We start from the raw sequence: 14299 nt of genomic DNA on the forward strand, positions 1-14299 counted from the left end.
CCGGTTGGAGAGGCAAGATGGATAGGCGAAATTTTCTCAAACTGGCTAGCGCCGGAGCGGTGATCGCGACCAGCTCCGGTACCGCTCAAGCCAGGGGTAACCTGGAGGTGCCCGATGAAGCGGTAGGGATGCTGTTCGATGCGACCCGCTGCATCGGCTGCCGCGCCTGTGTGGTGGCCTGTAAGGATATCAACGGTATGCCGCCGGAAAAGGCCACTGCGGAAGAGCCCTGGGATCTGGCGATGGACCTGTCGGCCGACACCCTCAACATCATCAAGGCCTACGAGCCGCCGCAGGGTGATGACGGCTTCGAGTTTATCAAGCGCAATTGCATGCACTGCGTCGATGCCGGTTGTGTGTCGGTGTGCCCGGTCACGGCGATGAAGAAGGATCCCAAGACCGGCATCGTCAGCCACGATCCGGATGCCTGTATCGGCTGCCGCTACTGCGTTGCGGCCTGCCCGTACAACATTCCCAAGTACGAGTACGACGAGGCAATGGGGCAGATCCAGAAGTGTCAGCTGTGCAACCAGAAAGGGGTTGAGCGGATCGACAATGGTGAGCTGCCCGGCTGTGCCGAGGTCTGCCCCACCGGCGCTAACATCTACGGTAAGCGCAGCGAACTGCTGGAAGAAGCCAAGCGTCGGATGGCGCTCAAGCCCGGCGACAAGTACGTCTACAAGCTCGGCTCGATCGACTCGCCCTATGGTCAGGAGGGGGTCGTACCCACCTACCAGGATCATGTCTACGGCGAGAAAGAGGGCGGCGGTACCCAGGTACTGATGCTGGCCGGCAACCGCTTCGAAGATCTGGGCATGCCGGATATTCCGGAGCTGTCCTACGCGGCGGTATCCGAGACCGTGCAGCACTCGATCTACAGCAACTTCCTGGCCCCGGCGACCGTGCTGGGCGGCCTGCTCTACATGGCTCGCCGCAACATCAAGGCGTCCCAGGACGAGGAGCAGGATCAGAAACAGGATCCGAATCAGGGTAAGAGTGGGGAGGATCAGTCATGAGCGGACATCATCAACCGCTGAGCAACCGCAAGCTGATCACGCTACCGTCGCTGATCCTGGCGGTGCTGGCGTTTATCGCGCTGGTGTTGCTGGCCAAGCGTTTCGCCTTCGGGCTGGGCTCGGTGACCAACCTTAACGACGGTTATCCCTGGGGACTCTGGGTGGTCTATGACGTGGTGGTCGGCACCGGCTTTGCCTGTGGTGGTTACGCGTTGGCGCTGGTGGTCTATATCGCCAACAAGGGCAAGTACCACCCGCTAGTGCGGCCGGCGCTGCTGGCCAGTCTGTTCGGCTACACCCTCGGTGGTATCTCGGCCTTTATCGACATGGGGCGCTACTGGAACTTCTACAACATGTTCCTGCCCGATCAGATGAACCTGAACTCGGTGATGCTGGAAGTGGGCCTCTGTGTAACCGCCTACTGCACCGTGCTCTTTATCGAGTTTATGCCGGCCGTGGCCGAACACTACCGGATGCAGAAGCTCAAGGCGCTGCTCGAGAAGGTGCTGTTCATCTTTATCGCCATCGGCGTGCTGCTGCCGACCATGCACCAGAGCTCGCTGGGTTCGCTGCTGATCGCGATGGGCTACAAGGTTGACCCGCTGTGGCAATCGCTTCAACTGCAGCCACTGTTCGCGATTCTGACCGCGATCACACTGGGCTTCTCGATCGTGATCTTCGAGGCCTCGTTCGTGACGGTCGGCTTCAAACGCTCATCCGAGACCCACATCCTCAAGGGCCTGGGCAAGATGATCCAGGTGATGCTGAGCGTTTACCTGGTGATCCGCTTCGGCGACCTGGCGATGCGCGGGGTGTTGCCCAACATCTTCGACGGCAGTTTCCGCTCGTTCATGTTCATGGTCGAGACGGCGTTGTTCGTGGTGCCGCTGGTGATCCTGTCGTCACCGCAGCGACGCAACCGCGGCAGCATGCTGTTGATCGCGGCGGTGTCGATGCTGTTCGCCGGCGCGCTGTATCGCTTCAACGCCTTCCTGATCGGTTGGACCCCGAACGCCAGCAACAGCTTCGTCTACTTCCCGTCGACCGAAGAGTTTCTGGTGTCGATCGGCATCATCGCGATGGAGATTCTCGGCTACCTGATCATCGTTAAGTGGCTGCCGATTCTGCCCGTCGACCATGCCGAACCGCATGGCGCGGAATCCAGCCAACCTGAACAAGCCTGACCGTAACCGGACAAGAACAAGTTAATAGGAGAAGAACAGTGGCCAAACGCATTATCGTCGACCCTGTTACCCGAATTGAGGGACATCTGCGTATCGATGTCGAAGTGGAGAACGGTCTGGTCAGCAAGGCCTGGTCCTCCGGCCAGATGTGGCGCGGTATCGAGAACATTCTGAAAGGGCGCGACCCGCGCGATGCCTGGGCCTTCACCCAGCGGATCTGCGGCGTCTGCACCACGGTCCACGCGCTGGCGTCGGTCCGGGCGGTGGAGAACGCACTGCAGCTGGAAGTGCCGCTCAACGCCCAGTACATCCGTAATATCATGTTGGGCGCCCATGCACTGCACGATCATATCGTCCATTTCTATCACCTGTCGGCGCTGGATTGGGTCGATATCGTCTCGGCGCTGGATGCCGATCCGAAGGCCGCCGCGCAGCTGGCCGAGAGCCTGTCTAGCTGGAAACTGAATAATGTTCACGAGCTGACCGCGGTACAGCAGAAGCTCAAGAGCTTCGTCTCCAGCGGCCAGCTGGGTATCTTCGCCAACGGCTACTGGGGCCACAAGGCGATGAAACTGCCGCCGGAGGTCAACCTGATCGCCGCGGCCCACTACCTGCAAGCGCTGGAAATTCAGCGTGAGGCCAACCGGATCGTGACCGTGATCGGCGGCAAGTCGCCCCACGTGCAGAACCTGACCGTCGGCGGGGTGACCAACTCGATCAACCTTGACAGCCAGGCCGTGACCAACATGGAACGGCTGCACTACATCAAGGCGATGATCGACAAGATGGAAGACTTCGTTAAGAACGCCTACCTGGTCGATGTCGCCATCGTCGGCGGCTTCTACACCGACTGGGCCGGTTACGGCGCCGGGGTCACCGACTACCTGGCGGTACCGGAGATGCCGCTGGATACCAAGGGGGAGAAGTTCTCGCTGCCGGGCGGTTTCATCAAGGGCGGCAATCTGTCCACCTTCAAGCCGATCACCGGCTACAACGACAAGTACTTCATCGACGGCGTCAAAGAGAGCTCCAAGCACTCCTGGTACCACGGTGACGAAGCGCTGCATCCGTGGGAAGGGGAGACCGAGCCGAACTACGACGACTTCAACGACGAGGGCCAGTACTCCTGGATCAAGTCGCCGACCTTCAACGGCAAGCCGGCTCAGGTCGGACCGTTGGCCAACGTGCTCTGCCTGGCCGCCAACGGTCACGAGCCGACCCTGAAGCACCTGAACTTCGTGCTCGATACCGCCAGCACCGTGGCCCAGACCAAGATCGGTGTGCCGGCGCTGCACTCCACCATCGGTCGTCACGCCGCCCGTGCGGTGCGTGCCGCGGTGGTGCTGGACGAGATGCAGCATCAGTGGCAGCTGCTGGTGGACAACATCGGCAAGGGCGATATCGATACCTTCAACCGGCCGGTATTCCCGAAAGGGGAGGTCCGCGGTGTCGGTTACCACGAAGCGCCCCGCGGTGTGTTGTCGCACTGGATCGTGATCGAAGACGGCAAGATCAAGAACTACCAGGCGGTGGTGCCCAGCACCTGGAACGCCGGCCCGCGCAACCAGGACGACGTACCTGGACCCTACGAAGCATCACTGATGGGGAATCCTATTGCCGACCCCGATCGCCCCTTGGAGGTGCTGCGTACCGTGCATTCCTTTGATCCCTGCATCGCGTGTGCGATCCACTTGATGGATACCGAGCACAACGAGATCGTCAAGGTGAAGGCACTGTAGTGAGGTTGGCCGCTCCCGGTTGATCCACCGTGAGCGGCCTTTTTTATTCCATCCGATCGGCCAGGTCGCCATGTTGGCGAATCTCGCGGGTCGGATATGTATAGGTAACAGCCGGAGGCAACAGAATGAGCGTATTGGTATTAGGCGTTGGCAATATTCTGTTAACCGATGAAGGCATCGGCGTACGCACGATTGAGGCGCTGCTGGAGCGCTACCATGTTCCGGCCGGCGTCGAGCTGCTCGATGGCGGCACCGCCGGAATGGAGCTGATGGAAGTGATGGCCCGGCGCGAGCATGTGATTCTGCTCGATGCGGTCAACACCGGCGCCGCGCCGGGCACGGTGGTGACGCTGGAAGAGGACGAGGTGCCGGCACTGTTCCGCAGCCGCATCTCGCCGCATCAACTGGGTATCTCCGACCTGCTCGGGGTGATGAGCCTGACCGGCGAGCTGCCCAAGCACTTTACCCTGTTCGGGGTGGTGCCCTACTCGATGGACACCGGCACCGAACTGAGCGAAGCGATGGCGCCGAAACTGGAACAGATGGTCGAGCGGGTGTTCGACAAGCTCGAAGCGATGGGCAAGCCGTTGATCGAACGTGGACCGGACGAGCCCTTCGCCCAGGCCCCGGATCGTCCGCCGGTGTTCGCGGAAAACCCGACCGTGTCGCTGGTCTGAGGGCGCGCCCGTGTGTATTGGAATTCCGTCCAAGGTGATCGCCCTGAACGACCAGATGGCGACGGTCGAAGCGATGGGTGAGCAGCGTGACGTCAGCCTGATCCTGATGCCTGAAGCCGTCGAGCTGGGTGACTATCTGCTGATCCAGGTGGGTAATTTCGCGGTCGAGAAGATCGAACCGCAGCGGGCTCGGGAAGCGCTGGACTATCTGCGTGAGGTCGCCGAACAGGCCGGGCTGCAGCCGGCTTAGGCGGCAGGTTCACCCGACTGAAACGAAATCTTAAGGAGTGGTATTGATGAAAGATTTCAAACCGTTTGAGGGTTTTTCCGACAACCCGGCAGCGGTGCTCGAAGCGCTGTACGAGCGGGTCTATGAGCAGGAGATGAAGGAACTGTCGATCTGCAATCCGCAGGTGCGGGTTGAGGCGGTTGAATTCAAAATCTGGGAAGGCCAGTGGGTCGGAGCCGTGGTCACCCCATGGTTTATCAATCTCTATATTCTGCATCGCCAAGGCGAGACCTGGCCCGAGCTGAAGCTCGGCAAGGGCAACGAAATAGCGATCGAGTTTCCGGCCGGGGTGATCAAGTTCACGCCGCGGTTTGAACCGGAACTGGGTTACTACCTGTGCTGCTCGTTGGTCTCCCCGATGGGCGATTACAACAACCACGCCCAGGCTATGCAGGCCGCCATCGATGCGATGCGTCAATTGACTGCCATTCCGCTGCTCGACACCACCGCACAGCAGCCTGAGCCGGTGAAACAGCCCGACTCCGTGCAGCAGCATGAGCCCTTGTCTGAGCAGGAGCCGCTATCGCGCCGGGACTTCCTGCGCGGAAAGCGCCCGGAAACCGAGCGTGAACCCGAACAGGTGCCGATCCGTAACGCCCGTGAGGGATTGGATGCGGTCAACGCGGCGCTGAAGCTGTAATTGTTGCGCTGACTTGGCGACGGCATAGCGATGGGGTTTGAAGGCAAGGTTTGTATCGATGCCGGGCAGGATGCTCAAGGCGGGGCGACGCTGGCGATCGATCTGCAGCGGCCGCAGTTGGCCCAGCGTCTGCTAACGGGTGTCGAGCCGACCCAGGCCCTGAGCCGGGTGGAGCAGGTGTTTGTGGTCTGCCGGCAGTCCCAGCGGGCGGCGGCGCTGAAGGCGCTGGGATTGCCGCATGATCCGCGGCTGGTCCAACAGAAAGTGTTGCTGGAGAGTATCGAGCAGCTGCTCTGGCGTTTATCGATCGACCTGCCCCACTCGTTGGCGCTGGGGGCCGGAATGGAGCCGTTCGCGGTGATCCGCCGCTATATCAGCCAGCAGCTGGCGGCCGAATCGCTCGATGCCCATGGCGATGAGTTGATCCGTACCCTGGAAGGTTTTTTTGCCTCGCTGAGCGGGGTTTCCTGCAACGAATTTCTGGCTTTTGACCGGGCTCAATTTGAATCCTGGTTGGAGACCTACAATGGTTTGGTGCCGCTGTGCTTGCGTCAGGTCGCTAGGGTTTCTGTGGAGCCGGCTTTGGAGCCGGTCGGATTGCTGCCGCAACAGGCGATCGAGACATTAGGGTCTACGTTGGCTAGGCAGTTGGCGGACCCGGTCAACAGTGACTCGTTTTGTCAGCGACCGAGTCTGGACCAGCAGACTTATGAGACCGGTCCCTTGGCCTATATGCAGTCGTGGCCGCTGATCGAACAGTTGCAACATGCCTCGGCCAGCCCGCTGCTGCTGCGTTACGCCGCCAAACTGCTCTATCTGGCCAGTTTGATCAGTCGTGACGCCCTGCTGCAGCCGCAGGGGATCTGCGGTTCGGTTGCGCTGGATGAGGGGCAACTGGGTTGGGTCAACAGTGTACGGGGGTTGCTGCTGCACTGGGTCAAGCTGGACGCGAGCGTAACGGGGATCGCCGAGTACCGGATCTGCGCCCCGACCGAGTGGAATTTTCACCCGCAAGGTCAGTTCAGCCGCCTGGCCAGTCAGGTCGGTATCGACCATCCACAGCGAAAGCTGGCGCTGGAGCAGATCGCCCTGGCATTGGATCCCTGCGTGCCTTTCGAAGTCAGGGTTCAGGCTTAGGACGAAAACACGAACACTCGGGTATCAACGTGGATGAGCCCCGCTGGTGCATTATTCAGAGGTAGCTTAAATGCATGAAATGTCGCTGGCTGAAGGGATGATTCAGCTGATTGAAGAGCAGGCACGGAGTCAGCAGTTTGAGCGGGTCACCGCGGTCCATCTCGAGATCGGTCGACTATCCAATGTGGAGGTCGAGGCGATGCGCTTCTGCTTCGATGCGGTAATCCGTGGCACCCTGGCCGAGGGGGCCGGTTTGACCATCACCGAAACCCCCGGTATCGGCTGGTGCATGGACTGTTCCCAGAGTGTTGAGCATCAGGCCCTGTACGACCCCTGTCCGCTGTGCGGCGGTTACAAAATCCAGGTAACCGGGGGAAATCAGATGTTGATCAAGGAACTGGAAGTCAGCTGAGCGCAGACTGGCTGGATAGGTTAAATGGCGCCGATTACGGTTGTCGAGAGTGCATAATTAGAATCCGTTGCCGAGGCTTAATGAGCAAGCGGATCCAGACAGAATAACAGGAGTCAGCCCTATGTGTACCAGTTGCGGATGCAGCCATGGCGAGGCCCGGATCGAAGGTGCTGCGCTATCGCGGGAGCATAGCCACTCCGAGGGCCATACCCACAGCCACGATCACGGCCATGCTCATGACCATGGCCACAGCTGCGGCCATCACCACCATCACGATCATTCCCATGAACATGGCGGTACTACCGAAGCGGCAATGAGCCGTGACGGCGATAACCTGCATTTCGGTGCCGGCCCGGCTCGCTCCCATGCGCCGGGGTTGAGTCAGACCCGGATGATTCAGATCGAACAGAGCATCCTGTCCAAGAATGATCAGTACGCCGCCGTCAATCGCAGCCGGTTCGCGGCGCGCTCGATTCTGGCATTGAACCTGGTTTCCAGTCCGGGGTCGGGCAAGACCACGCTGTTGACCCGGACGCTGGAGGATATCCAGGGGCAGATCGATCTAGCGGTGATTGAGGGCGATCAGGAGACTGCCAACGATGCCGAGCGGATCCGCAGCACTGGCGTGCAGGCGATTCAGGTCAATACCGGCAAGGGCTGCCATCTGGACGCCCATATGGTCGGCCACGCGCTGGAACAGCTTGAGTTCGGCGATCAGGGGGTGCTGTTTATCGAGAATGTCGGCAACCTGGTCTGCCCGGCCGGCTTCGACCTGGGTGAGGCCCATAAGGTGGCGATCCTGTCGGTCACCGAGGGTGAAGACAAGCCGCTCAAATACCCGGACATGTTCCATGCATCCGACCTGCTGCTGCTGAACAAGGTCGACCTGCTGCCGCACCTGGACTTCGACGTCGAAAGTTGTATCGAAAACGCCCGCAAGGTGAACCCCGATATCGAGGTGATCCGCTGTTCGGCCACCAGCGGTGAGGGCATGGCCGAATGGTATCAATGGCTGGAGCAGCGTCGTCGAACGTTGTTGGAACAGCAGCTGGAGCCGTTGCGCAAACGGATTCAAACCATCGAAGCCAACCTGGCGAAAGGGATCGGCTGAGATGAGCGGTTATGCTTTCGAGCTGGACCGGGTTCTGGTCGTCGATGACGAGGTCCGTTCACTCGAGACCATCACCCGAGCGCTGGACGACGACTTCGAGGTGATCTGCGCCAACAGTGCCGCCGACGCCGAAGCGTTGCTGGAGCAGCAGCCGGTACAGGTGATCCTATGCGACCAGCGGATGCCCGAGCGCACCGGGGTCGAGTTTCTGGCCGACACCCGCGAGCGCTGGCCGCAGATCCCACGAATCATCATCTCCGGCTATACCGACTCGGAAAACATCATCCACGCCATCAATCAGGCGGGTATCTTCCACTACCTGACCAAACCCTGGCATCCGGAGCAACTGCTCAATGTGGTCAAAAACGCGGTCCAGCTGTTTCACCTGCAACAGCAGAATCAGCTGCTGGCCAACGAACTGAATTTCAGTGCCAGCACGTTGGAGACCCGACTGCGCAGCCAGCGCCGCGAGCTGCAGCGTGAGTATCAGCTCGATCGTATCGTGCGGGCCGATGACAGCCCGATGAACGCGCTGATCGAACGGCTGCAGCAGGTGGCCCGTTACGATGTCAGTGTGATGATCAGCGGCGAATCCGGTACCGGCAAGGAGTTGCTGGCACGGGCGATCCACTACAACAGCCCCCGGGCCGACAAACCCTTCGTGATCGAGAACTGCGGCGCGCTGCACGACGAACTGTTGTCGAGCGAACTGTTCGGCCACAAGAAGGGCGCCTTTACCGGTGCCACCACCGATCACGTTGGTCTGTTCGAGAAGGCCAACGGCGGCACCATCTTTCTGGACGAGATCGGCGAAGTCTCGCCGGCGTTTCAGGTCAAGTTGCTGCGGGTGCTGCAGGAGGGCGAGATCCGCCCGCTCGGCTCCAATCAGAGTAAACGGGTCAATGTACGCGTTGTTGCCGCCACCAATCGGGATCTGCTGGCCGAGGTGAAGGCCAAGCGCTTCCGGGCCGATCTGTACTATCGGCTGACCACGGTAGAGCTGCCGGTACTGCCGCTGCGGCAACGGCCGATGGATATTCTGCCGATCGCCGAGAGCTTGCTGCGCGAGTACGCACCGGTGTTCGACTGTGGCGAAGCCCGGTTCAGCGCCGAGCTCGGTGCCTGTCTGCAGGCCTATCGCTGGCCCGGTAATGTGCGGGAGATGCAGAACGAGATTCAGCGCTTACTGGTGTTCAGTCGCTGCGACGGCGCCAACGACGGGCCGAAATTACTCCAGCCGCAGCAGTTGTCCGCGCCGTTGCGGGCCGATCTGCCGCAAGCCCTTGAACCGGTCGAGATTGAAGATTATGTTGCCGACGCCCTCGAGGATGGGCCGCGGCTGAGTTTGAAAACCCAGGTTGAGGCGTTGGAGCGGCAGATGATTTTACGGGCGCTGGATTACTTTCAGGGTAACAAGAGTAAAGCCGCGCAAGCCCTGGGACTGTCGCGGGTTGGGCTGGCGAACAAACTCAAGCGCTACCAAATAGACCCCTTTGAGGAGATAGATGATGGACGTTTCGACCACTGAAGCGACCCTGGCACTGGCGTTTGGCTTGGGATTGCTGCACGCCCTGGATGCCGACCATGTGATGGCGGTTTCCGGGCTGGCTTCAGGTCGCCCCGGTTGGCGCAGCTGCGTGGCGTTCTGCCGTCGATGGGCCATCGGCCATGGCCTGACCCTGCTGTTGATTGCGGCGGCGGTGTACCTGTTTAGTCTGGCGATTCCCGAGCCCCTGAGCCATACGGCCGAGTCTCTGGTCGGCCTGATGCTGGTGGTGATCGGCGGCTGGGCGATCTGGAGCCTGTTGCGGCAACGTTTCACCTTCAGCTTTCATCGCCACGGAGCCCAGATCGCGCATAGCCACTGGCATCGGCACGATCATGTGGAATCCGATACCCCGTTACGTCACTCGGACGAATCGACAGTGGCAACGGACAGAGCCCGGTTACATCGATTGGCCGAACGTCATTCGCCGGTGCTGGTGGGCATGTTGCACGGAGTTGCGGGCAGTGCGCCGTTGTTGGTGCTGATCCCGCTGAGTCGATTCGATTCGGTGAGCCATGCGCTGGGTTATGTGCTGCTGTTCAGTGTCGGCGTGGTGATTTCGATGCTGGTTTTCGGTGGCCTGATGGGTGGGGCTTACCAGACCCTGAATCGTCTGGGGCAGCGCGTCGTCGATGGCGTTCGGGCGCTGGTGGCGATGAGCGCGGTGGGTTTCGGTGCCCATCTGTTGAGCGGCTACCTGTAAACGATGATCGGTCTTCATCGACTGCGTATCGGCGGTGAAGTCCAGGGGGTGGGCTTTCGCCCCCATGTTTATCAGCTGGCGACCCGGCTAAAGCTGCCGGGCCGGGTACTCAATGACGGTGCCGGGGTGCTGGTTGATCTGCTCTGCACCGCGGAGCAACTGGCGCAGTTTTCCGAGCAACTTAAGCGCGATCTGCCGCCGCTGGCTTCGATCGATCAGTTCGAGCGGCAGCCGCTGGCGGACCTCGATAATCAGATCGAGCAGTCCCTTCGGCAGCGGCCGTTCTATATCGATCACAGCGGTGCCGGACCGGTTCAAACCCAGGTGGCACCGGACGCGGCCACCTGCCCGGATTGTCTGAGCGAGCTGTTCGATCCGAACGATCGGCGCTACCGCTATCCCTTTATCAACTGTACCCACTGCGGTCCGCGATACAGCATCATCCGGCAACTGCCCTACGATCGACCCGCCACCAGCATGGCTAAGTTTGAACTCTGTTCGTGCTGTGCTGACGAGTACGCCGATCCGCAGCACCGACGCTTTCACGCCCAGCCCAACGCCTGTCCGGATTGCGGGCCGCAGCTTTGGCTGGCGGACAGCGAGGGGCAACGGTCAAGCGTGAGCGATCCGATCGAAGCGGCGGTTGAGCGGCTGCAGCAGGGACAGATTCTGGCGATCAAGGGGATTGGTGGTTTTCATCTGGCCTGCGATGCCGATAACCCGGCGGCGGTCGAACGATTGCGCCAACGCAAGCACCGCCCGAGTAAGCCGCTGGCGGTGATGGTGGCCAGTCCGGCATCGCTGGAATCCTTGGTCTCCTTTGAACCCGAACAGTTGGCTGCGCTTCGCAGCGCCCAGGCGCCGATCCTACTGCTGGCTCAAAAGCCCGATAACGGCCTGCCGGATGCGATTGCGCCGGGACTGAATCAGCTCGGGGTCATGTTGCCCTATACCCCGATTCAGCATCTGCTATTTCATCAGGCGGCCGGCCGTCCGGCGGGAACCGACTGGCTCAAACAACCGCAATCGCTGCGCCTGGTGATGACCAGCGCCAATGCCAGCGGACGACCACTGGTGTACCGCAACGACGAGGCGCTCACCCAGCTGCGTGGGATTGCCGATTGCTTGCTGTTGCATGATCGGGATATTCAGATGCGCTGCGACGATGCGGTGGTCAATGGGCTGCCGGGACTCGACTCCGTCACCGGCGGCCGATCGACGGTGGTGCGGCGCGGCCGGGGGATGGCACCGAAAGTTGTCCGATTACCATGCTCGGGGCCTTCGACCCTGGCGCTGGGTGGCTTCTTCAAGAACAGCATCTGTGTCGCCCAGGGCGACAAAGCCTACCTGTCGCAATATATCGGCGACCTGGATAACCCGGACAACTGCCGCTACTTGGAGCAGACCCTGGATCATTTGTGCGCGCTGTTTCAGATCAAGCCCGAGCAAGTCGCTTGTGATCGGCATCCGGATTTCTACAGCAGCCAGTTTGCCCAGCGATTGGCGAACGAGCGCCGACTGCCGCTGATTGAGGTGCAGCACCACCATGCCCATGCGGCGGCAGTAGCGGCCGAGCACCATCTTAACCAGCCCTATCTGGCGTTGACGCTGGATGGCTTGGGGCTGGGGGACGACGGCACTCTCTGGGGGGGGGAACTGCTCAGGATTGAACGGGGCAAGATGACGCGCTTGGGCGCGTTTAAACCGTTGTCTCTACCCGGCGGCGATCGTGCTGCCCGCGAACCCTGGCGGATCGGTTTGGGCTTTCTGATCGAGCAGGGGCAGGATCAGCTGGCTCGCCAGCGTTACGGCGATCGGCCCGGCTATGAGGTGCTGACGCAGATGGTCCGCAACCGCAGCCATTGCCCACAAACCAGCAGTGCCGGGCGGCTGTTCGATGCCGCGGCCTCGCTCAGCGGACTCTGCGATCTGAACTCCTACGAGGCGGAAGCGGCGATGCGGTTGGAGTCGACCGCCCGAGAGGCGCAATCCGTACCGGTGGACGGATCAACACGGCAGCACTATTTCCAGATCGATGCCGACAATCGGCTCGATTTCAGCCCGTTGCTGTTGGCACTTCCCCAGCGGGATCCGGCCGAGGCTGCAGATCTATTCCACCGGGTATTGATTCAGGCGCTGAGCCAATGGGTGGTTCAGGCCCAAGCGCAGACTGGCATCGATACCGTGGTACTTAGCGGCGGTTGCCTGCTGAACCGGATCCTGTCGAGTGGCTTGCAGCAGGCGTTGGCGTCCGTGGAGGGGCTGCGATGCTACGGCGCCGAGCAACTGCCTCCCAACGACAGTGGCCTGGCGTTGGGGCAGGCCTGGGTGGCGATTGAACGGGCACGGCTGAGAGCTGGTGCCGATCAACAGACCGAACAGCCATGCGCTGGCGGTGCTTTAACGAGGTAGAGTTTATGTGTCTGGCGATTCCGGTTCGGGTCGAGCAACTGTGCGAAGACGACAACGCCCTGGTCGATATCGGCGGGGTCAAGAAGCAGGTGTCGGTGGCGCTGGTGGACGATGTCCAGGTCGGTGACTACGTGATCATGCACGTGGGCTTCGCGCTGAATAAGGTTGATCCGGATGAGGCCGAGAAGACCCTGGCCCTGTTTGCCGAGATGGGGGTGCTGGAGCAGGCGCTGGCCGATAATGCCGACGCGATCGCAGAATCCGAAGCGGAGGAGGCGTCAGCATGAAGTATGTCGACGAGTACCGAGACGGCAAGACCGCCCGCCATATCGCAGCCAAGATCCGGGCCGAGGTGAAGCCGGATCGCAGTTACGCCTTTATGGAGTTCTGCGGCGGCCATACCCATGCGATCTTCCGCTACGGCATTCCGGATCTGCTGCCCGACAATGTCCGGATGATCCATGGTCCGGGTTGCCCGGTCTGCGTACTGCCGGTGCCCCGAATCGATGCGGCGATCGAGTTGGCGGTCGATCATGATGTGATTCTGTGCAGCTACGGCGACATGATGCGGGTGCCCGGTTCCAACCGCCGCAGCCTGCTGAAAGCCAAGGCCGACGGTGCCGACATCCGGATGGTTTACTCCTGCGCCGATGCCCTGGCGATCGCCCGTGATAATCCGCAGCGTCAGGTGGTGTTTTTCGCCATCGGTTTCGAGACCACCACGCCGCCGACGGCGCTGGTGATCCAGCAGGCCAAGAAACTCGGCATCGCGAACTTCAGTGTGTTCTGCAACCACGTCCTGACGCCGTCGGCGATCAGCACCATTCTCGAGTCCCCCGAAGTGCGGGACATGGGCGTGGTGCCGCTGAACGGATTTATCGGGCCGGCCCACGTCAGCACGGTGATCGGTTCGCAGCCCTATGAGTATTTCGCCGAGGAGTACCAGAAACCGGTGGTGATCGCCGGGTTTGAGCCGCTGGATGTGCTGCAGGCGATCCTGATGCTGATCCGCCAGGTCAACGAAGGTCGGGCTGAGGTCGAGAATGAGTTTGTCCGCGCCGTAACCGAGCAGGGTAACCGCAAAGCCAAGGCGCTGGTGGCGGAGATCTTCGAGATGCGACCGGAGTTCGAGTGGCGCGGCCTGGGGCTGGTGCCGTACTCGGGTTTGCGGATCAAAGCCCCCTACGCCGAGTTTGACGCCGAGAAGCGCTTTGCTCTGGCGCCGTCGTTGGGGCGGGATCATAAGGCCTGCGAGTGCCCGGCAATCCTGCGCGGGATCAAGACACCGAAGGACTGCAAACTGTTTGGCAAGGGCTGTACCCCGGAGAACCCGGTCGGCTCCTGCATGGTGTCATCCGAAGGGGCCTGTGCGGCTTATTACAGCTACGGTCGTCATCAACAGCGCAGCGCTGGTTAAGATTTTCTGAGGTATC

Annotated in this window: 14 protein-coding genes; all 14 read left to right on the forward strand. The window is 61.0% G+C overall.

Annotated elements, in window-relative coordinates; translation table 11 throughout:
• Nucleotides 1-17: 17 nt before the first annotated feature.
• The 14 genes from hybA to hypD all read left to right on the forward strand — a co-directional run bounded on the left by hybA (nt 18) and on the right by hypD (nt 14283).
• Nucleotides 18-1016, forward strand: coding sequence for a hydrogenase 2 operon protein HybA (hybA, locus tag ACO05M_RS06815; RefSeq protein WP_421869290.1), 999 nt, complete (start codon nt 18-20; stop codon nt 1014-1016).
• The gene (hybB, locus tag ACO05M_RS06820; RefSeq protein ID WP_421869293.1) at nt 1013-2200 is read left to right on the forward strand and encodes a Ni/Fe-hydrogenase cytochrome b subunit; all 1188 of its coding nucleotides are present in this window, start codon (nt 1013-1015) and stop codon (nt 2198-2200) included. The genes hybA and hybB overlap by 4 nt, the downstream gene beginning before the upstream one ends.
• 38 nt (nt 2201-2238) lie before the next feature.
• On the forward strand, nt 2239-3939 hold the full coding sequence (locus ACO05M_RS06825) for a nickel-dependent hydrogenase large subunit (protein WP_421869296.1): 1701 nt from the start codon (nt 2239-2241) through the stop codon (nt 3937-3939).
• 125 nt (nt 3940-4064) lie between these two features.
• Nucleotides 4065-4616 carry a HyaD/HybD family hydrogenase maturation endopeptidase gene (locus ACO05M_RS06830; protein ID WP_421869298.1) on the forward strand — a complete coding sequence of 184 codons (552 nt, stop codon included), beginning with the start codon at nt 4065-4067 and terminating at the stop codon, nt 4614-4616.
• Between the two features lie 10 nt (nt 4617-4626).
• Nucleotides 4627-4866: a HypC/HybG/HupF family hydrogenase formation chaperone gene (locus tag ACO05M_RS06835; protein ID WP_421869301.1), complete on the forward strand. Its 240-nt coding sequence runs from the start codon at nt 4627-4629 to the stop codon at nt 4864-4866.
• A 46-nt stretch (nt 4867-4912) separates the two neighbouring features.
• A complete protein-coding gene (gene hybE, locus ACO05M_RS06840) occupies nt 4913-5545 on the forward strand; it encodes a [NiFe]-hydrogenase assembly chaperone HybE (RefSeq protein ID WP_421869304.1) in 633 nt (210 codons plus the stop codon).
• A gap of 30 nt (nt 5546-5575) precedes the next feature.
• Entirely contained in the window at nt 5576-6682 is a 1107-nt protein-coding gene (locus ACO05M_RS06845; protein ID WP_421869306.1) for a hypothetical protein, read from the forward strand.
• 70 nt (nt 6683-6752) lie between these two features.
• The gene (hypA, locus tag ACO05M_RS06850) at nt 6753-7094 is read left to right on the forward strand and encodes a hydrogenase maturation nickel metallochaperone HypA (protein ID WP_421869309.1); all 342 of its coding nucleotides are present in this window, start codon (nt 6753-6755) and stop codon (nt 7092-7094) included.
• Between the two features lie 121 nt (nt 7095-7215).
• Nucleotides 7216-8205 carry a hydrogenase nickel incorporation protein HypB gene (gene hypB / locus ACO05M_RS06855; protein ID WP_421869312.1) on the forward strand — a complete coding sequence of 330 codons (990 nt, stop codon included), beginning with the start codon at nt 7216-7218 and terminating at the stop codon, nt 8203-8205.
• A 1-nt stretch (nt 8206) separates the two neighbouring features.
• Nucleotides 8207-9733 (forward strand): sigma-54-dependent transcriptional regulator, encoded by a 1527-nt coding sequence (locus tag ACO05M_RS06860; protein WP_421869314.1) that lies wholly within the window; start codon nt 8207-8209, stop codon nt 9731-9733.
• On the forward strand, nt 9711-10454 hold the full coding sequence (locus ACO05M_RS06865) for a hypothetical protein (protein ID WP_421869317.1): 744 nt from the start codon (nt 9711-9713) through the stop codon (nt 10452-10454). The genes ACO05M_RS06860 and ACO05M_RS06865 overlap by 23 nt, the downstream gene beginning before the upstream one ends.
• 3 nt (nt 10455-10457) lie before the next feature.
• Entirely contained in the window at nt 10458-12866 is a 2409-nt protein-coding gene (hypF, locus tag ACO05M_RS06870; RefSeq protein WP_421869319.1) for a carbamoyltransferase HypF, read from the forward strand.
• Nucleotides 12867-12871: 5 nt separating this feature from the next.
• On the forward strand, nt 12872-13153 hold the full coding sequence (locus ACO05M_RS06875; RefSeq protein ID WP_421869322.1) for a HypC/HybG/HupF family hydrogenase formation chaperone: 282 nt from the start codon (nt 12872-12874) through the stop codon (nt 13151-13153).
• Nucleotides 13150-14283, forward strand: a complete 1134-nt coding sequence (gene hypD, locus ACO05M_RS06880; RefSeq protein WP_421869325.1) for a hydrogenase formation protein HypD — start codon at nt 13150-13152, stop codon at nt 14281-14283. Before ACO05M_RS06875 ends, hypD begins: the two co-directional genes overlap by 4 nt.
• Nucleotides 14284-14299 lie beyond the last annotated feature (16 nt).

The sequence above is a fragment of the Motiliproteus sp. genome, from assembly GCF_965230735.1.
GTDB lineage: Bacteria > Pseudomonadota > Gammaproteobacteria > Pseudomonadales > Balneatricaceae > Motiliproteus.